The organism is Azospirillum sp. UENF 111221 (assembly GCF_058780625.1).
On the sequence record NZ_JBSNCH010000002.1, the window covers coordinates 237,568 to 255,210 of the forward strand.

The window sequence follows — 17,643 nt, forward strand, 5'->3', positions numbered from 1 at the left end:
GCCTCAGCTTTTGGGCCGCAGATCCTGCACCCGCTTGGCCTTGCCGATGGATCGGGCGATGCCGCCGGGCTCGACCACCTCGACGCGGGTGCTGATGCCGATCAGCGACTTGATCGAGTGCTGGAGATGCCTGGCATGGCCGTCCCATTCCGACGGGTGGATGTCGTCATGCATCTCCACACGGACGGCGAGGTTGTCCATATGGCCGTCGCGGCTGACCACCAGCTCATAATGCGGGGCCAGCGCCGGGATCTTGCAGATCAGCTCCTCGACCTGGGTCGGGAAGACGTTCACGCCGCGGATGATGAGCATGTCGTCGGACCGGCCGGTGATCTTGTCCATCCGCCGCATGCCGCGCGAAGTCGGCGGCAGCAGCCGGGTCAGGTCGCGGGTGCGGTAGCGGATGACCGGCATGCCCTGCTTGGTGAGCGTGGTGAAGACCAGCTCGCCGTAGGAGCCGTCCGGCAGAACCTCGCCTGAGTTGGGATCGATGATCTCGGGATAGAAATGATCTTCCCAGATCACCGGGCCGTCCTTGGTCTCGACGCATTCGGACGCCACGCCCGGCCCCATCACCTCGGACAGGCCGTAGATGTCCACCGCATGGATGTTGAAGGTGCGCTCGATCTCCTCGCGCAAGGCACCGGTCCAGGGCTCGGCGCCGAAGATGCCGACGCGCAGGCTGGTGCCGCGCGGGTCGATGCCCTGGCGGCGCATCTCGTCGGCGATGTTCAGCATGTAGGACGGCGTGACCATGATGATGGTCGGCTTGAAGTCCTGGATCAGCTGGACCTGCTTCTCGGTCTGGCCGCCCGACATCGGCACCACGGCGCAGCCCAGCCGCTCCGCCCCGTAATGGGCGCCGAGGCCGCCGGTGAACAGGCCGTAGCCGTAGGCGATGTGCACGATGTCGTTGCGCGTGCCGCCGGCCGCGCGGATGGAACGGGCGACGACCTCCGACCAGACGTCGATGTCGCCCTTGGTGTAGCCGACCACCGTCGGCCGTCCAGTGGTGCCGCTGGAGGCATGGACGCGGACGATGTCCTCCATCGGCACGGCGAACATGCCGTAGGGGTAGGCGCGGCGCAGGTCGTCCTTCACGGTGAAGGGGAACAGCGCCAGATCCTTCAACTCCTTGAAGTCGTCGGGATGGACGCCCTTCGCCTCGCATTTGGCGCGGAAGGATTCGACGTTCGCGTAGGAATGGCGGAGCGACCATGCCAGCCGCTCCGTCTGCATCGCCACGATCTCGTCGCGGCTGGCGAACTCGTAGCGGTCCATGCCGGCCCTGCTGCCCTGGCCCGCGGCGGTATCGGTCATGATGGACATGGTGCGTTTCTCCCCTTCGTTCCGGTTCCCGGCGCTTGGCGGCCGGTGAAGCCCAATTCCCTTCAGACCCGCTCCACCATCATGGCGATGCCCTGGCCGACGCCGATGCACATGGTGCAGAGCGCGCGGGTCGCCTTGCGGTCCTCCAGCTCCATCACCGCGCTGGCGACCAGCCGGGTGCCGCTGGCGCCGAGCGGATGGCCGAGCGCGATGGCGCCGCCATTGGGGTTCACATGCTCGGCATCGTCGGGCAGGCCCAGCAGGCGCAGCACGGCGAGACCCTGCGCGGCGAAGGCCTCGTTCAGTTCGATCACGTCGATGTCGCCGATGGAGAGGCCGAGGCGGGCCAGCAGCTTCTGCGTCGCCGGGGCCGGGCCGATGCCCATCACGCGCGGCGCCACGCCGGCCACCGCGGTGCCGACGACGCGGGCGCGCGGGGTCAGGCCATAGCGCTTCACGGCGTCGGCCGAGGCGACGATCACCGCGGCGGCGCCGTCATTGACGCCGGACGCATTGCCGGCGGTGACGCTGCCGCCCTCCTTGCGGAAGGGGGTTGAGAGCTTGGCCAGCGCTTCCAGCGTGGTGTCGGGGCGCAGATGCTCGTCGGCGGAGATTATCGTCGGCTCGCCCTTGCGGCGGGGGATGGCGACCGGGACGATCTCGCGGGCGAGGCGGCCGGATTCCTGGGCACGGCCGGCGCGCTGCTGGCTGCGGACGGCGAAGGCGTCCTGGTCGGCGCGGGAGATGGCGTAGTCGGCGGCGACGTTCTCCGCCGTCTCCGGCATGCTGTCGATGCCGAACCTTGCCTTCATCAACGGATTGACGAAACGCCAGCCGATGGTGGTGTCGAAGATCTCGGCCTGACGGGAGAAGGCGCTGTCGGACTTGCCCATGACGAAGGGAGCGCGGGTCATGCTCTCGACGCCACCGGCGACGATCAGGTCCGCCTCGCCCGCCTTGATGGCGCGGGCGGCCATGCCGATGCTGTCCATCCCGGAGCCGCAGAGGCGGTTGACCGTGGTCCCGGGCACCGTCTCGGGCAATCCCGCCAGCAGCGCCGCCATGCGGGCGACGTTGCGGTTGTCCTCGCCGGCCTGGTTGGCGCAGCCGAGGATCACGTCGTCGACGGCGGACCATTCGACGCCGGGGTTGCGCTCCATCAGCGCCTTCAGCGGCACCGCGGCGAGGTCGTCCGGGCGCACCGGGGCCAGCCCGCCGCCGTAGCGGCCGAAGGGGGTGCGGACGGCGTCGCAGAGGAAGGCTTCACGCATGGGAGGCTCCGGGAACGGGGATCACGCTGCCGGCGAGGCGCGCCGACTGGCCGCGGAACAGGCCGACGATTGTGCCGTCCTGGCTGGTGACGGTGACGTCGTAGACGCCGGAACGGCCGCGCTTGTGCACTTCGCGGCATTCAGCGGTCAGCAGGTCGCCCAGCTTGGCCGGGGCGGGGAAGGTGATGGAGCAGCCCGCCGCCACCGTCACCTCGTTCGCCGCGTTGCAGGCATAGGCGAAGGCGGTGTCGGCCAGCGTGAAGGTCATGCCGCCATGGCCGATGTCGTGGCCGTTTACCATGTCCTTGCGCACGGTCATGCTCATGCGGGCATAGCCGGGGGCGATCTCCAGCAGTTCGATGCCGTGGGCCTGGGCGCAATGGTCGCGCTCGTACATGCCGCGGCCGACCGCTTCGGCCAATTTCTGAAGATCGGCGGATTGGGGGTCGGTGTGGGACTCAGCCATGGAAGCGGTTTCCTCCGGAAATCCTGCGGCGCAACAGCGCCGACGCGCGGTAGCGGTCCTCGCCGTAGGTGCGGGCCAGGGCGTCGAGAACGGCCAACACATGGGGCAGGCCGATGCGGTCGGCCCAGGCCAGCGGGCCCAGCGGGTAGTTCACGCCCTTGGTCATCGCGATGTCGATGTCGGCGGCGCTGGCGACGCCCTGCATCGCCGCGTCGGCCGCCTCGCTGGCGAGCATGGCGACGGTGCGCATCACCACCAGACCAGGGGCGTCGTCAATCACCGACACCGCCTTGCCCAGCGCCTGGAACAGCCCGGCGGCGACGGCGAGCGCGTCCGCCGGCGTGCCGTCGGCGGGGGCCAGCGCCACGCGGGTGGCCTTGGCGTAGTCCAGCGCCAGATCGAACAGCACCAAGGGCGCGAGCCCGTCGTCGGCGGCGCGGGCGGTGGCGGTGCGGCCGTCGGTGAGTGCCAGCGTGACGCCGTCCACCAGCATCAAACCGGAGCCGGGAGTCTCTTCGACGGAGATGCCGGTCTCGCGCAGAAGCCCGACCAGCGAAGCGGCGGGGCCGAGGTCGCCTTGCACCAGCACGCGGTCAGGTCTCACGCCCGGTTCGGCGTTGCGCGGCACCGGCTTGGCGGCGCCGGGGCTGTGGTCGTAGAAGCCGCGGCCGGTCTTGCGGCCGAGGCGGCCGGCCTCGACCAGCTCCTGCTGGATCAGCGAGGGCTGGAAGCGCGGATCGCCGAAATAGGCGGCGTGGACCGAGCGGGTGACGGCGAAGTTCACGTCATGGCCGATCAGGTCCATCAGCTCGAACGGCCCCATGCGGAAGCCGCCGGCCTCGCGCATCACGGCGTCGATGGTGGCGGGATCGGCGGCCTGCTCCTGCAACAGCCGCAGCCCTTCGGCGTAGAAGGGGCGGGCGACCCGGTTGACGATGAAGCCGGGGGTGGAGCGGCAGCGTACCGGGCTCTTGCCCCAGGCCTTCGCCGTGTCGAACAGCGTGCCCAGCACCGCCGCATCGGTGGCGAGGCCGCTGACGATCTCCACCAGCGCCATCAAGGGGGCGGGGTTGAAGAAATGCAGGCCCGCCAGCCGCTCCGGCCGTTGCACCCCGGCGCCGATGGCGGTGACCGACAGCGACGAGGTGTTGGTGGCGAGGATGGCGCTTTCGCCGACGATGCCCTCAAGCTCGGCGAACAGGCGGCGCTTGACGTCGAGATCCTCGACGATGGCCTCCACCACCAGACCGGCGGGGGCGAGGTCGGACAGGCCGTCCACCGCACGCAGCCGGCTGACCGTGGCGTCGCGTTCCGCCGCGGTGCGCTTGCCCTTCTCGACCAGCAAGGTCAGCGCCTTGGCGATGGACCCGACGGCGGCCTGGGCGGCGCCGGGGCGGGTGTCGACCAGCAGGACCGGGTGGCCGGCCTGCGCCGCGACCTGGGCGATGCCCTGGCCCATGGCGCCGGCCCCGACCACCGCGACGGTGACGGAGGGTTCGAGCGCCGCCATCACCGCCCCTCGAATTTCGGCGCGCGCTTGCCCACGAAGGCGGCGACGCCCTCGCGATAGTCTTGGGTGCGGCCGGCTTCGCGCTGGAGGTCGCGTTCCAGGTCGAGCTGGCTGTCCAGGTCGTTGTCCAGCGAGACGTTCAGCGCCCGCTTGATCAGCGTAAGGCCGTGTGTCGGCTGGGTGGCGAGCTGGCGGGCGAGCGCTCCGGCCTCCTCCGCCAGTTTGTCGTCATCGACCGCCTTCCAGATCATGCCCCAGGCTGCCGCCTGTTCGGCCGAAACCTTGTCGCCCAGCATGGCGAGGCCCATGGCGCGGGCGTGGCCGACCAGACGCGGCAGGGTCCAGGTCCCGCCGCTGTCGGGGATCAGCCCGATCTTGCAGAAGGCCTGGATGAAGCTGGCCGACCGCGCCGCCAGCACGATGTCACAGGCGAGCGCGATGTTGGCGCCGGCCCCGGCGGCGACGCCATTGACAGCACAGATCACCGGCATCGGCAGCTCGCGGAGTGTGCGGACCAGCGGGTTGTAGTTGGTCTCGATGGACGCGCCGAGGTCCGGCGCCTCCTGACCCGGAGCGACGGCGCGGTCGGACAGATCCTGCCCGGCGCAGAAGCCGCGGCCGGCCCCGGTCAGCAGCAGGCAGCGGACGGTCTTGTCCTCGCGCACGGCGGCCAGCGCGCCGCGCAGCTCCTCATGCATTGCCGCGGTGAAGCTGTTCAGCCGGTCGGGCCGGTTCAGCGTGACGGTGGCGACGCCATCGGCGATGTCGAGAAGGATCGTTTTCTCGCTCATTGCGCAGCCTCCAGAACCGGGACGCGGCTCTGCACCACGCGGAAGCGGTTGGCGACGAAGGCGAGGTCGCACAGCGCGGCATTGGCCGCCGGGTTGGCGCCGGTGCCGTGGAAGTCGCTGAAGGCCGCCGACTGGTTGACGAAGACGCCGCCGGTCAGGTTGACCGACAGGGCGACGCCGGCCTCGACGAACAGGTCGGTCGCCTGTTCGATCAGCTGCGGGTCGGTGCTGTAGAGGCCGGTGGTCAGCGCCCCCTTGGTCCGGGTCAGGCGGGCGGCGCGCTCCAGGCTGTCGGCGGTGCTGTCGGTCTTCACGATGATGGAGATCGGGCCGAACAGCTCATGGCCGTACTTGTCCTCGTCGGCCGCATCCATGGTCAGGATCAGCGGCGTGCGGATGCGGGCGTCCGGGAACTTCGGATGGGAAATGGCGCGCGACGGCAGCACGACGGTGCCGAGCTTGGCGGCCTCGTCGATGCGGGCGAGCGTTGCGTCGGACTGGATGGCGCCCAGCACCTCCACCGCGCGTTCCGGGTCGGAGAGGAACTTGTCGACGCCGCCGGCCAGCGCGGAAACCACCTGATCGAAGCTCATGCGGTCGGCACCGGCCTGGATGCCGTCCTTGGGCACGAAGATGACCTGGGTCGTCGTGCACATCTGGCCCGAATAGAGGCTGAGCGTGAAGGCGAGGTTGCGCACCATGCCCTTGGGGTCGTCGGTGCCGTCGATGACCACACTGTTGACGCCGGCCTTCTCGGTATAGACCTGGGCGTGGCGGGCGTTCTGCTCCAGCCAGTCTCCGAAACCGGTCGAGCCGGTGTAGTCGATCACCGCCACCTCCGGCCGCAGCGCCAGATCCTTGGCGATTGTGTCGCCGATGGCGAGCGTGACGAGGTTGGGGTCGAGCCCGCACTCCACCAGCACCTCGCGCGCGATCCGCACGGTGATGGCGAGCGGCAGGATGGCGGTGGGGCCGGGCTTCACGATCACCGCGTTGCCGGTGACGAGGCTGGCGAACAGGCCGGGATAGCCGTTCCAGGTCGGGAAGGTGGCGCAGCCGATGACCAGCCCGACGCCGCGGCCGACCACCTCGAAACGCTTGTCCATCACCAGCGGCGGGTTCTTGCCCTGCGGCTTCTCCCAGCGCGCCGCCGGGGCTTGGTCGCTCATCGCCTTCCAGCCATAGGCGACGGCCTCCAGCCCGCGATCCTGGGCATGGGGAGCGCCGGCCTGGAAGGCCATCATGAAGGCCTGCCCGGTGGTGTGCATCACCGCGTTGGCGATCTCGAAGCTGCGCGCGTTCAGCCTTTTCAGGATTTCCAGGCAGACGCCGGCCCGGCCGTTCGGACCCGCCTTGCGCCAGCCCGGCATCGCCGCCTTGGCCGCCGTTACCAGCGCCTCGACGTCCGACACCGGATAGCTGATGCCGAGGTCGAAGCCGAAGGGCGAGCGCTCGCCCCCCGCCGTTGCGGTCACGCCCGGCTGATCCAGCTCGAAGGGCTTGTCACGGTAGGCCGCGAAGGCCGCCTCGCCATCCGCCGCCGCCGTCTCGCCATAGGCGCGCGGGCTCGGCATTTCGGGGAAGGCCGACCAGTAGGCGCGGCTGCGGCAGGCCTCGACGGCCTTCTGCAACGTCGCCTCGTGCGTCTCGAACAAGCTCTGCGGGGTGGTGGTCATGGCGGGGCGTTTCCTTTTTCTCGTTGTTGGCTGTCTTTGCTCAGGCGGCGTCGAAGTCGATGACGACCCGTTCGGTCAGCGGGCGCGACTGGCAGGTCAGGACATAGCCGGCCTCGACCTCCCACGGCTCCAGCGAGTAGTTCTCGGCCATCTCGACCTTGCCTTCGCGGACCTTGGCGCGGCAGGTGCAGCAGACGCCGGACTTGCAGGAATAGGGCAGGTCGGCGCCATGCCGGTGTGCGGCCTCCAGGATGCTCTCGCCATCATAGGGCAGGGTGAATTCCTTGCGCTTGCCGTCCTGAAGAACGGCGATGGTGGCGGCATCGGTGGGGCTGTCGGTTGGCGCCTTTTTCGCCGCGGGTCGCGCGGCGGTCGTGGTGCCGAACAGCTCGACATGGATGTTGGCAGGCGGCGTGCCGCAGGCGGCAAGGGTGTCGCGCACCTCCTCCACCATCGGCTGGGGGCCGCAGAGGAAGGCGGCGTCGATGTCCTCAGCCTTGAGCGGGCCGGCGCAGAGTTCGCGCACCAGACCGGCGCCGATGCGGCCACCCAGCAGCCCGGCCTCTTCCGGTTCGCGGCTCAGCACATGGTGGATGACCAGCCGGCCGATGTAGCGGTTCTTCAGGTCTTCCAGCTCCTCCCGGAAGATGATCGAGGAGACGGTGCGGTTGCCATAGACCAGCACGAAGCGGCTCTTCGGCTCCTGCGCCAGCACGGTCTTCAGGATCGACATCACCGGGGTGATGCCGCTGCCGGCGGCGAAGGCGACATAGGTGCGGGATGCTGCCGGATCGACGGGGGTGTGGAAGCGCCCCATCGGCGTCATCACCTCCAGCACCGCGCCGGGCGCCAGCGACTGGTTGGCGTGGGTGGAGAACAGCCCGCCATCCACCTTCTTCACCGCCACGCGCAACTCGCCGTCGCCTGCGCCGGAGCAGATGGAATAGGAGCGCCGCACCTCCTCGTCGCCGATGCGGGTCTTGAGGGTCAGGTACTGGCCCTGGACGAAGCGGAAGCGGTCGGCGAGATCGGCCGGCACGTCGAAGGCGATCGACACGGTGTCCGCCGTCTCCCGGCGGCACTCGCGGATGGTCAGCGGGTGGAAGCTGGGGCTGGTCATGGGGTCCGTCCTTGCGGCGCGGAGGGTGCTCCGCCGAAACCGCTCAATGGCATTTGGATCAATGGCATTTGAACACGTCGAACGGTTCGAGGCAGGCGTTGCAGGCGTGCAGCGCCTTGCAGGCGGTCGAGCCGAAGCGGCTGATCTGGCGGGTGTCCTCCGATCCGCAGCGCGGACAGGCGATCACCTCGTCCGGTGCCGTCAGCGCCCGCTTGCCGGAGTGCGGCGGCGGGACGATGCCAACCTCGGCCAGCTTGTCCCGGCCGGCGTCGCTGATCCAGTCGGTCGTCCAGGGCGGGGCGATCACCACCGAGACGCGGGCGTCGAGGCGTGCGCGGGCCAGCGCGGTTTCCGCCTCCAGCACGATCACGTTGGTGGCGGGGCAGCCGGAATAGGTGGGCGTCAGGGCCACCGACAGCCGGCCGTCCGCGTCGGCCGAGACGGCGCGGACGATGCCGAGTTCGACGATGCTCAGCACCGGGATCTCCGGATCCATCACCCCGGCCAGTGCGCCCCAGGCGGCCTTCACCACCGCATCGGCACCCGGTTCCGGTCCCCAGCAGCCCGCTGCATCCGGCATGGCATCCTCACCAGGTCGCGTCGGGATAGGCGCGCGGCAGGAACTGCATCTCGGCCAGCAGATAGCCCAGATGCTCGCTGTGCTCGCCACGGCGGCCGCCCTTCTGCATCCAGCCGTCGGCCGGGCGGTCGAGCGTGGCGTCCTCCAGAACCGCTTCGACGCGGGCGGTCCAGGCGGCTTTCAGCTCGGCCGGGTCGGGAACGATGCCGGCGGCGACCAGCGCCTGTTCGGCCTCGTCGCGCTCAAACATTTCGCCGGTGTAGGGCCACAGCCGGCCCAGTGCGTCGGCGACCTTGGCATGGCTGATTTCGGTGCCGTCGCCCAGCCGCACCAGCCAATCGCCGCTGTGGCGGACATGGTAGCGTACCTCCTTCACCGCCTTGGCGGCGATGCCGGCCAGCGTCTCGTCCGTCGAGGCGCAGAGCCGCCCGTACAGCTCCACTGCCCAGGCATCGTGCAGGAACTGGCGGACGATGGTGTGGCCGAAGTCGCGGTTGGGCTGCTCGACCAGCAGGTGGTTGCGGTAGTCGAAGACGTCGCGCCGGTAGGCGAGGCGATCCTCGTCGCGGCCCTTGCCCTCCAGCTCGCCGGCATAGGTCAGCAGCATGCGGGCATGGCCGACGAGGTCGAGCGCGACGTTGGTCAGCGCGATGTCCTCTTCCAGCTCCGGCGCATGGCCGCACCATTCCGACAGCCGGTGCCCAAGCACCAGCGAGGTGTCGCCCAGCCGCAGCGTGTAGCCGAACAGGGCCTCCTTGAGATCCGTGCTCATCAGATGGTCTTCCGGCTAGATGTTTTTGACGTCGGCGGGGATGTCGTAGAAGGTCGGGTGGCGATAGATTTTGTCGTCGGCCGGGTCGAACAGGCTGGCTTTCTCCGCCGGATCCGACGCCGCGATGCTGGCGGCCGGGACCGCCCAGATGCTGACGCCCTCGCCGCGGCGGGTGTAGACGTCGCGGGCATTGTCCAGCGCCATGCGGGCGTCGGCGGCGTGCAGGCTGCCGACATGCTTGTGCGACAACCCGTTCTTCGGCCGGATGAAGATCTCGAAAAGCGGCCAGTCCTTACGATCCATCGTCTCGTCCCCTCGGAATTCTTCGGTCAGCCGGCCTTCTTCAGGGCGCGCTGCTTGCGTTTGGCGGCATGGGCGACGGCGGCTTCCCGCACCCAGGCGCCGTCATCCCACGCCTTGCGGCGGGCCTCGATGCGCTCGCGGTTGCAGGGGCCGTTGCCCTTCAGGATCTCGTTGAACTCGGTCCAGTCGATGGCGCCGAATTCGTAATGGCCGGTCCCGGCGTCGAAGCGCAGCTCCGGGTCCGGGATGGTCAATCCTAGGAACTCCGCCTGCGGCACCGTGGCGTCGACGAAGCGCTGGCGCAGCTCGTCGTTGGAGAAGCGCTTGATCTTCCAGGCCATGTTCTGGGCGGAGTGGGCGGACTGGTCGTCCGACGGGCCGAACATCATCAGCGACGGCCACCACCAGCGGTTCAGCGCATCCTGCGCCATCCGCTTCTGCTCCGCCGTGCCCTGGGCCAGCGCCAGCATCAGCTCGTAGCCCTGGCGCTGGTGGAAGCTCTCCTCGCGGCAGATGCGGACCATGGCGCGGGCATAGGGGCCGTAGGAGCAGCGGCAGAGCGGCACCTGATTCATGATCGCAGCACCGTCGACCAGCCAGCCGATGGCGCCGATGTCGGCCCAGGTCGGGGTCGGGTAGTTGAAGATGCTGGAATATTTGGCCTTGCCCGACAGCAGCTGGCCGATCAGCTCGTCGCGCGACACGCCCAGCGTCTCGGCGGCGCTGTAGAGGTAGAGGCCGTGCCCGCCCTCGTCCTGCACCTTGGCCAGCAGGGCCACCTTCCGGCGCAGCGTCGGCGCGCGGGTGATCCAGTTCCCTTCCGGCAGCATGCCGACGATTTCCGAATGGGCGTGCTGCGAGATCTGGCGGACCAGCGTGCGGCGGTAGCCTTCCGGCATCCAGTCGCGCGGCTCGATCTTCTCCTCCGCATCGACGCGCTCCTGGAAGCGGCCCTGGAGAGCCGTTTCCTGCTCCGTCACCAGCCGGGGGGACGGTTGAGCGCCCTGCTCGGTCTTGGCATCCAAACCCTGCGTGTACATCGGCATCCCCGAGATGGATTGCGCGTCCAGCGAACAATTTCTGAAGGAAAAATATGATACAGATCAAAGACTGTAAAGAGGAATTATGTGTCGCTTTAGGGGTGGGGTGGCGTGGGCGCATAAAAGCGTTTCATAACAATGCATTGATTTGAAAATCCCGAGCGCATGCCGGGGTGGTGCGCAGGGAGAATGGGCACAGGAATACCGCCACCGATACACCGATGCTGCGGTTTTGCGGATTTTGTGCGGCGCAGAAAAGGCTGGGCGGGCAGGGGGGATGGCTGCCGGACCGATGGTTGACCCCGGCGCTGTGGATTGGGCCGGCGGCACGCATCGGTCGGGCGCAGGCGTCCCGTCAGGAGCCGCTCCGCCGGGCGGGGGAGGGCTGGTGACGGGGAACTGCGACGCTAGCGGATGGGGGGAGGGAGGCGTGGCTTCGGGGGGATTTGAACGGCCGAAGCCAGCGCCTTACGCGCCGGCGCCGGAAAAGGTGCGCTCCAGGCGACGGGGGGCGCGGATCATATGGAGGTACAACTCGTCGAACTGACCGACGGAGGCAAGCTGGCGCACGTCGTTGACGGTGATGCGCTGGCCATTCACTTCGATCAGGCCACTGTCGCGCAGCCGGCGCAGGGTCCGGTTGATGTGGACGATGCTCAGACCCAGCGCGTCGGCCAGGATCTCCTGCGTCACCGGCAGGACGAAATGGCCGTCGGTCACCATGTTGACGATGCTGAGGCGGCGCAGAAGTTCGACCAGCAGGTGGGCGGTGCGCTCCAGCGCGGTCCGCCGCCCCAGGCTGAGCAGCCGCTCCGCCAGGATCGCTTCCTCGCGTGCGCCCGACCAGGCGAGCGCCGCGGCGAGGCGCGGAAAGGAGCGGAACATCTCGCCGAGCCGTTCCGGCGGGAAGCTCGCCACCTCGACCGGGGTCAGCGTGGTGACGCTGTGGTCGGCCGATTCGAACAACGTGCAATACATGCCGATGATGTCGCCCGGCAGGACGAAGTTCACGACCTGACGCCGGCCGTCGGGCAAAGCCTTGTGACGGATCGCCCAGCCGTCCCGCATGATCCGCACGTCCCGATATCTTTCACCCTGTTGGAGTAGATCGGTTCGTGGAGACACTCGGGCAATTGTCCTTTCCAAATCGGTAAGGTACAACTTTTCCTCGTCCGACAGGATGAGGTAGCTGCTCAATTTAAGCCACAATGGAGTGGGCTCTAGGGCGCGGCTCGCCGGTGCGCGAGTCATGGTCGTCTTTGCCTTCTTTGTCCTAATATTGGCGCTTTGATAAACGGACGCGCAGTTGACCCGGTTCCGCGTGAGCTCGAACGTTTAGGGTTTTCGGCAAAGGCGGCCACAACATAGGTTAATCAGCCAAATATTTTTCTCGAACGGTCTGTGACGCGCGGCCGACCGTGGTGTTGTTCCCTATGCAATTGGACGTACCGGCAGCATGGCCGGACGGTAAGCACCATCCAATAACACGGGGGGCATGATGACGGCGGAGGATGGGGCGGCGGGGATGGCCGCTCTCTCGATTTGTGAATCGTTGGTGATCGCCATGGTGGAAAAAGGCCTCCTTACGGTGGAGGAGGCCCGGGGCGTGCTTGAGGACGCGGCGGCGGCTCATCTGCGGCAGGAGACTGCCGGATTGGCGGACGGGTATCAGCAAAGCGCCGTAAGGGCGATAGAACGGCTGGTTCTGCAGGTGGACGCCGCCGGGCAATCCGGCCGCAGATGACCTGAGGGGCGCGTCGGCCCACTCGAACCGGTTCAACCGGTCAACCGGTTCGAGTGAGCCCGGCGCGATCAGCCCGGCAGGATGACGGGATTGCGCCGGCTGCCGGTCTTCCGCCCACCCTCGGTTCCGGCCCGCTCCGGAACGGCGTCGCTCAGCAGTTGCGCGACCTCCTTGGCGGCAATGGGCTTGTGCAGGATGCGGTAGCCGCTGGCCTCCGCGTCGGCGATACGCTGCGGTGCGGTGTCGCCGGTCAGGACCACGCTGGTCGGAACCCTGAAGCCCCGGCCGCGCAGGGCGACCTCGACGGCCTGGATGGCCTGCAGACCGGTGGCGCCCGCCTCCAGCCGGTAATCGGCGATCACCAGATCGGGCGGACGGTCCTGGCCGCTCAGCAGGCGCAGCGCATGGCCGGCGCTGTCGGCCGCGGTCACCCTCCAGCCGAAATCCTCGATCAGCAGGGTCAGGCCTTCGCGGACCAGAGGATCGTCGTCGATGACCAGGGCGGTGCCGCGTCCCGGCTCCGGCGCCTGTTCGGCCGGTGCCGGTGCCGACGGCGCCTCGACGGCCGGCAGGGCAGGGATGGGGATTTCCAGCGTGAAGCAGGACCCCTTGTTCGGCCGGGAGGCGACATGCACGCGGTATCCCAGCAGCCGTGCCAGCCGGTCGACGATGGCCAGCCCCAGCCCCAGCCCCTTGCCGCGGTCGCGGGTGGGGTTGGAGACCTGATAGAATTCGTGGAAGATCCGCTCCAGATGTTCGGGCGGGATGCCGATGCCGGTGTCGTAGACCTGGATGCGCAAGACCCCGCGGGCATGGCGGCAGCCCAGCAGGATGCGGCCATGGTCGGTGTAGCGCAGGGCGTTCTCCACCAGATTGCGGATGATCCGTTCCAGCAATGCTGCGTCGGCGTTCAGCCTCATGCCGGTGGGAACGCTGCGGAAGGCGACACCCTTCTCCGCGGCGCGCAGGCGGTACTCGTCCTCCAGCCGCGCGAAGATGGTGCCGAGCGACACCGCCTGCACATTGGGCGACACCGTGCCGGCATCCAGCTTGGAGATGTCGAGGATGGCGTCGAGCAGGCGGCACAGCGCGTCCATCGACGCCTCGATGCTGCCGACCAGGGAGGCGGCGGGGTGGTCGCCCAGCCGGATCGCCAGCGCCGAGGTCAGCAGGACCAGCGACTGCACCGGCTGGCGCAGGTCGTGGCTGGCCGCGGCCAGGAAATGGGTCTTGGCGGCGTTGGCGCGCTCCGCCACCATCAGCGCCATCACCGCCTCCTGGCGCGAGCGTTCCGTCTCGTTGCGTGCGCTTTCCGCCTCGGCTCGGGCCTGCTCGGCGCGCTCGGCCAGCGTGCGCTGGATGGTGATCTCCTCCGCCGCGCGCATCTCGCGGTCGCGCTGGATGCCGGCGATGTGGTCCAGCATGGCGTTGAAGCCGCGCGCCAGGGCGGACACCTCGTCGTTGCCGCGCACCTCGGCGCGCTGGCCGGTGAAGCCGTCGGTGGCGATGGCGCCGGCCAGCCGTTCCAGTTCGCGCAGGGAGCGGGTCATGTGGTTGCCGACGGCGCGGCTGCCGACATAGATCGCCAGCAGGGCGGCCAGCCCCACCATCCCGTAGGCGGGCAGCATCCAGGAGAGCAGCGCCGAGGGCGGCGTTTCCGGTGCCTCCAGCCGCAGCGTCAGCCCCAGCGACGCCAGCCGTTCCGGCACGCTCAGCGGCACCGTCACCGCCATCATGTCGGGCGGCGGCGGCTTCGGTGCGTCACCGGCGTAAAGAAGCTCGGCCTCCGGATGCAGCACCAGGAAGTCGAGCGGCACCTTGTAGAGCAGCGCCCCTTCCGGCGACATCGTGCGGGAATAGATCAGCATCTCCGCCGCCAGCAGGAACTGCGTGTCGCCCTGCTGCACCACGCGTGCGGCCGGCTTGCCGGCGGCGATGGCGGCGCGCAGCCAGGCCATGTCGGCGGGTGCGACGGCCAGCGGGTCGGCATGGCGGCCGTTGTCGGCGATCGGCTCCCCTTCGAAATCGGTGAAGACCAGGGCCACCGGAACGCTGGCGATGTGGTTGAAGCTGCCCAGGAAGGGGATCAGGTAGGTTTCCTTGCCGGCGGAATCGACCAGCGCGGTGGCGAGCATGCTGTTGTCCGCCAGCTCGCGCACTGTGGTCACCAGCGTGTTCAGCAGCCCTTCGGTCTGGCGGGCGGCGAGGCTGGCGTTGGCTTCCACATTGGCATGGTGCTGGCGGGCCAGATGGCGGCTGGACACCACATACAGGCTGGCGCCGATCAGGATGGCGATCAGCACGCCCAGCATCAGCGACACCAGCGCGAAGCGGCGCGCCAGACGGCCGGAGGTCAGCATCCGCTGCGCGGTGCGCGGGATGGTGCCGTAGGCTGGCGGATCGAGGGGGGTGGGATCGGTCATCCGTGTCCTCAATCCACCGGGACCAGCACGCCGTCGCTGCGGAACCGTGCCATCAGCAGGTCCTCGGGACCAAGCGCCTCGTGGCGGCCGGGAGCGAAGGGGCGGTCGAAGTCGCGGATCACGCCGCGATAGGGGCCGACCTGCTCCAGCGCGTCGCGCACCGCGGCGCGGTCGGTGGTGCCGGCACGGTCGATGGCCAGCGCCAGGATGCGGGTCAGATCGTAGGCATGCAGGAAGCCCACCGGCGACACGATGTCCTCCGGCCGGCGGATGCCGAACAGCCGCCCGGCGGTCTCCAGCACCGGGGCCAGCCGGTCCGGCGGGATGCGGAGGGGGCTGACCGTCTGGATCACGGTGAAATCGACCTCGCTGAGCGCCGCGCCGGCCTGTCCGACGAAGTTGCCGCCGGTGACGCCCCAATGGCTGAGGATCGGCAGCCGCTGCTGCGCCGGCAGGGCGGCCACCTCGCGCACCAGAACGGCGGCCTCGTCGTCGTTGGCGACCAGCAGGATCGCTTGGGCGCCGTCCTCGGCCAGCGCCTGATACTTGTCGAGCAGCGAGCGGTCGCGCCAGTTGTACCAGGCGGTGCCGGCCAGATCCGGGATCTTGTGGCCGGCGAGATGGCGTTTGGCGGCTTCCAGGTTGGAGCGGCCCCAGGCGGTGTTGGTCAGCAGCAGCCCGACACGGGTGAAGCCGCGGTCGGCGGCGCGCTTCAGCAGGAAGGGCATCGCCAGGCTGTCGCGCAGCGACAGGCGGAAGATGTAGTTGGGCTCCATGTCGTTGTCGACGATGGCGTCGGCCGACGACCAGGGGGCCAGGAACAGGGTGCGGGTCTGTTCCAGGACCGGCAGCTCCTCGATCACCACCGGGCTGAACCGGCCGCCGAACACGGCGATCAGATCCGGAATGGTGGCCAGTTCCCGGATGTTCTTGATGCCGCGGGCAGAGATCGATCGGTGTTCGCGCGTGATCAGTTCCAGCGGCCGCCCGCCCAGCACGCCGCCCTGGCGGTTGATGTCGTCGATGGCGGTCAGGATGCCGCGTTCGATGGCCTCGGCCGAGGTGCTGTTGGTCAGCCCGAATTCACCGTCCAGCGCCAGGATCACCGGCTCCCGGCCCAGTTCCCCACCCAGCTCCCTGCCCAACTCTCCCACGGTCTGGGCGGCGGCAGCCGTCGCCAGCGCCGCGAGCGGCAGCGCGAACAGAAGAAATATCGGCCGGCAAAGGCGAAGGACTGCGATGAACATTGACCGTCGTTCGATGGGATCGGCGGACGGAAGATGGGCTCCCGCACACGCAAGGCCGCACTATGGGTGGGCGGAAGCGGCGGGGTCAATCTGCCCTTCGGCAGAGCGGAAGGTTTGGAAGACATGAAGCGCCGCGGCAGCTTCGCCGCCGGTGGCTCGCTGCATTATCTGCACCGGTACGCTTGCTGCCGCGGGACGCTGTCTTTTCTGCGGGACGGGTCAGAGAAGCTTGGCGGTCAGGCTGATCTGGGTGCCGGCCAGCGCCTTCGACACCGGACAGTTGGCCTTGGCGCCGTTCGCCTGTTCCTGGAAGGTGGCCTCGTCGATGCCCGGGATTTCCGCCTCGCACTCCAGCTCGATCCGGCTGATGGCGAAGCCGGCACCGGCCTTCTCAAGATGCACCTTGGCGGTGGTGTGGACGCGGGTCGGCGTGTGGCCGGCCTGGGAGAGCCCGGCCGACAGCGCCATGGAGAAGCAGCCGGCATGGGCCGCCGCGATCAGTTCCTCCGGATTGGTGCCCTGGCCGTTCTCGAAGCGTGACGGGAAGGAATAGCTGCCTTCGAAGGCGCCGCTGCCCAGCCGCATCGTGCCGCTGCCCGATTTGAGGTCGCCACGCCATTCGGCGTCCGATTGCCGCATCGCCATGCTGGTGTCTCCCTTTGAAGATTGTGGTCGGTCCGGTGGCTCGCTGTCGCGTGACCGGTCCGGCCTGACCTAGGGCAGGGGAACGCCACTGCCAGCCATGTACCACCTCCGCGCTGCCTGCCGTCCGTCGCCAGCCGTCAGGCCTCCTGGACGGTCTCGATCTCCGACAGGTCCGACAGGCGGCGGGCCAGACGTTCGGTGCAGCGCACTTCCAGAATGCCGAAGCCGGCGTTGGGGGCGATGGTGTGGAGGTCGCCGGCCATGCCGTTCTCGCTGGCCAGCCGCCGCACCCGGTCCACCATGGCGTCGCGTTCCGGCCGTCCCGGACGCAGCCCCGGCAGCGGGCGGGTGAAGTGCAGCTTGTATCGCTTGAAGATCGAGGGAGCCATTCTGGTCACGGATGCCGGGTCATGGGTGCGACGTGGGGGCGGCCCCCCGGCATGAAGCCTGCGGATGCCGCCCCCGGATCTCGCACAGGCCGGCGGTGCGATGCCAGCCTGAAAAGCCCGTATTTCCGCAGCCTACTTCTTCGGCTCGACATTCTCGGCACCGGCACGGGTGCCGCCGAAGCGGTCGGCGCCCTTGGCGTCGGGGGCGTCCGGCTTCTTGTGGTTGCCGGTGTTCTGCTCGCCCTCGGTATGGCGGACGGTCTCTTCGGTGTGGGGCTGCTTGTTCTGCTGGCCGGTCATCGGCGACGCTCCTTCTATATATAAGGTGTCTTCCGTT

At 68.8% G+C, this 17,643-nt stretch carries 18 protein-coding genes; 1 reads left to right on the forward strand and 17 read right to left on the reverse strand.

The window, feature by feature from the left end; translation table 11 throughout:
• Positions 1 to 3: 3 nt before the first annotated feature.
• The 12 genes from paaK to ACWPN3_RS05680 all read right to left on the reverse strand — a co-directional run bounded on the left by paaK (position 4) and on the right by ACWPN3_RS05680 (position 11,926).
• Positions 4 to 1,329 (reverse strand): phenylacetate--CoA ligase PaaK, encoded by a 1,326-nt coding sequence (gene paaK, locus ACWPN3_RS05625; RefSeq protein WP_492243678.1) that lies wholly within the window; start codon positions 1,327 to 1,329, stop codon positions 4 to 6.
• A 62-nt stretch (positions 1,330 to 1,391) separates the two neighbouring features.
• Positions 1,392 to 2,600: a 3-oxoadipyl-CoA thiolase gene (gene pcaF / locus ACWPN3_RS05630; RefSeq protein WP_492243677.1), complete on the reverse strand. Its 1,209-nt coding sequence runs from the start codon at positions 2,598 to 2,600 to the stop codon at positions 1,392 to 1,394.
• A complete protein-coding gene (paaI, locus tag ACWPN3_RS05635; RefSeq protein ID WP_109096389.1) occupies positions 2,593 to 3,066 on the reverse strand; it encodes a hydroxyphenylacetyl-CoA thioesterase PaaI in 474 nt (157 codons plus the stop codon). The genes pcaF and paaI overlap by 8 nt, the downstream gene beginning before the upstream one ends.
• Positions 3,059 to 4,576: a 3-hydroxyacyl-CoA dehydrogenase PaaH gene (paaH, locus tag ACWPN3_RS05640; RefSeq protein ID WP_492243676.1), complete on the reverse strand. Its 1,518-nt coding sequence runs from the start codon at positions 4,574 to 4,576 to the stop codon at positions 3,059 to 3,061. Before paaH ends, paaI begins: the two co-directional genes overlap by 8 nt.
• Entirely contained in the window at positions 4,576 to 5,367 is a 792-nt protein-coding gene (gene paaG, locus ACWPN3_RS05645; protein WP_492243675.1) for a 2-(1,2-epoxy-1,2-dihydrophenyl)acetyl-CoA isomerase PaaG, read from the reverse strand. Before paaG ends, paaH begins: the two co-directional genes overlap by 1 nt.
• On the reverse strand, positions 5,364 to 7,043 hold the full coding sequence (paaN, locus tag ACWPN3_RS05650; protein ID WP_492243674.1) for a phenylacetic acid degradation protein PaaN: 1,680 nt from the start codon (positions 7,041 to 7,043) through the stop codon (positions 5,364 to 5,366). Before paaN ends, paaG begins: the two co-directional genes overlap by 4 nt.
• A gap of 40 nt (positions 7,044 to 7,083) precedes the next feature.
• Positions 7,084 to 8,163 carry a 1,2-phenylacetyl-CoA epoxidase subunit PaaE gene (gene paaE / locus ACWPN3_RS05655; protein ID WP_109096393.1) on the reverse strand — a complete coding sequence of 360 codons (1,080 nt, stop codon included), beginning with the start codon at positions 8,161 to 8,163 and terminating at the stop codon, positions 7,084 to 7,086.
• Positions 8,164 to 8,221: 58 nt separating this feature from the next.
• Positions 8,222 to 8,743: a 1,2-phenylacetyl-CoA epoxidase subunit PaaD gene (gene paaD / locus ACWPN3_RS05660; protein ID WP_492244001.1), complete on the reverse strand. Its 522-nt coding sequence runs from the start codon at positions 8,741 to 8,743 to the stop codon at positions 8,222 to 8,224.
• A gap of 7 nt (positions 8,744 to 8,750) precedes the next feature.
• Positions 8,751 to 9,515, reverse strand: a complete 765-nt coding sequence (gene paaC, locus ACWPN3_RS05665; RefSeq protein ID WP_492244000.1) for a 1,2-phenylacetyl-CoA epoxidase subunit PaaC — start codon at positions 9,513 to 9,515, stop codon at positions 8,751 to 8,753.
• 15 nt (positions 9,516 to 9,530) lie between these two features.
• On the reverse strand, positions 9,531 to 9,818 hold the full coding sequence (gene paaB / locus ACWPN3_RS05670; RefSeq protein WP_108548838.1) for a 1,2-phenylacetyl-CoA epoxidase subunit PaaB: 288 nt from the start codon (positions 9,816 to 9,818) through the stop codon (positions 9,531 to 9,533).
• Between the two features lie 26 nt (positions 9,819 to 9,844).
• A complete protein-coding gene (gene paaA, locus ACWPN3_RS05675; RefSeq protein ID WP_492243999.1) occupies positions 9,845 to 10,858 on the reverse strand; it encodes a 1,2-phenylacetyl-CoA epoxidase subunit PaaA in 1,014 nt (337 codons plus the stop codon).
• Positions 10,859 to 11,326: 468 nt separating this feature from the next.
• Positions 11,327 to 11,926 (reverse strand): Crp/Fnr family transcriptional regulator, encoded by a 600-nt coding sequence (locus ACWPN3_RS05680; protein ID WP_158285360.1) that lies wholly within the window; start codon positions 11,924 to 11,926, stop codon positions 11,327 to 11,329.
• A gap of 457 nt (positions 11,927 to 12,383) precedes the next feature.
• On the opposite strand from ACWPN3_RS05680, the gene ACWPN3_RS05685 reads away from it, so the two are divergent.
• Positions 12,384 to 12,602, forward strand: coding sequence for a hypothetical protein (locus ACWPN3_RS05685; RefSeq protein ID WP_146208013.1), 219 nt, complete (start codon positions 12,384 to 12,386; stop codon positions 12,600 to 12,602).
• A gap of 68 nt (positions 12,603 to 12,670) precedes the next feature.
• On the opposite strand, the gene ACWPN3_RS05690 is transcribed toward ACWPN3_RS05685, so the two are convergent.
• The 5 genes from ACWPN3_RS05690 to ACWPN3_RS05710 form a co-directional block, all read right to left on the reverse strand.
• The gene (locus tag ACWPN3_RS05690) at positions 12,671 to 15,025 is read right to left on the reverse strand and encodes a hybrid sensor histidine kinase/response regulator (protein ID WP_109096399.1); all 2,355 of its coding nucleotides are present in this window, start codon (positions 15,023 to 15,025) and stop codon (positions 12,671 to 12,673) included.
• Between the two features lie 8 nt (positions 15,026 to 15,033).
• Positions 15,034 to 16,272 (reverse strand): ABC transporter substrate-binding protein, encoded by a 1,239-nt coding sequence (locus ACWPN3_RS05695; RefSeq protein WP_492243998.1) that lies wholly within the window; start codon positions 16,270 to 16,272, stop codon positions 15,034 to 15,036.
• Between the two features lie 219 nt (positions 16,273 to 16,491).
• Complete coding sequence (locus ACWPN3_RS05700) at positions 16,492 to 16,917, reverse strand: OsmC family protein (RefSeq protein ID WP_109096400.1); 426 nt, start codon at positions 16,915 to 16,917, stop codon at positions 16,492 to 16,494.
• 137 nt (positions 16,918 to 17,054) lie between these two features.
• On the reverse strand, positions 17,055 to 17,306 hold the full coding sequence (locus tag ACWPN3_RS05705) for a hypothetical protein (protein ID WP_109096401.1): 252 nt from the start codon (positions 17,304 to 17,306) through the stop codon (positions 17,055 to 17,057).
• 132 nt (positions 17,307 to 17,438) lie between these two features.
• The gene (locus ACWPN3_RS05710) at positions 17,439 to 17,606 is read right to left on the reverse strand and encodes a hypothetical protein (RefSeq protein ID WP_174473426.1); all 168 of its coding nucleotides are present in this window, start codon (positions 17,604 to 17,606) and stop codon (positions 17,439 to 17,441) included.
• Positions 17,607 to 17,643: the final 37 nt, after the last annotated feature.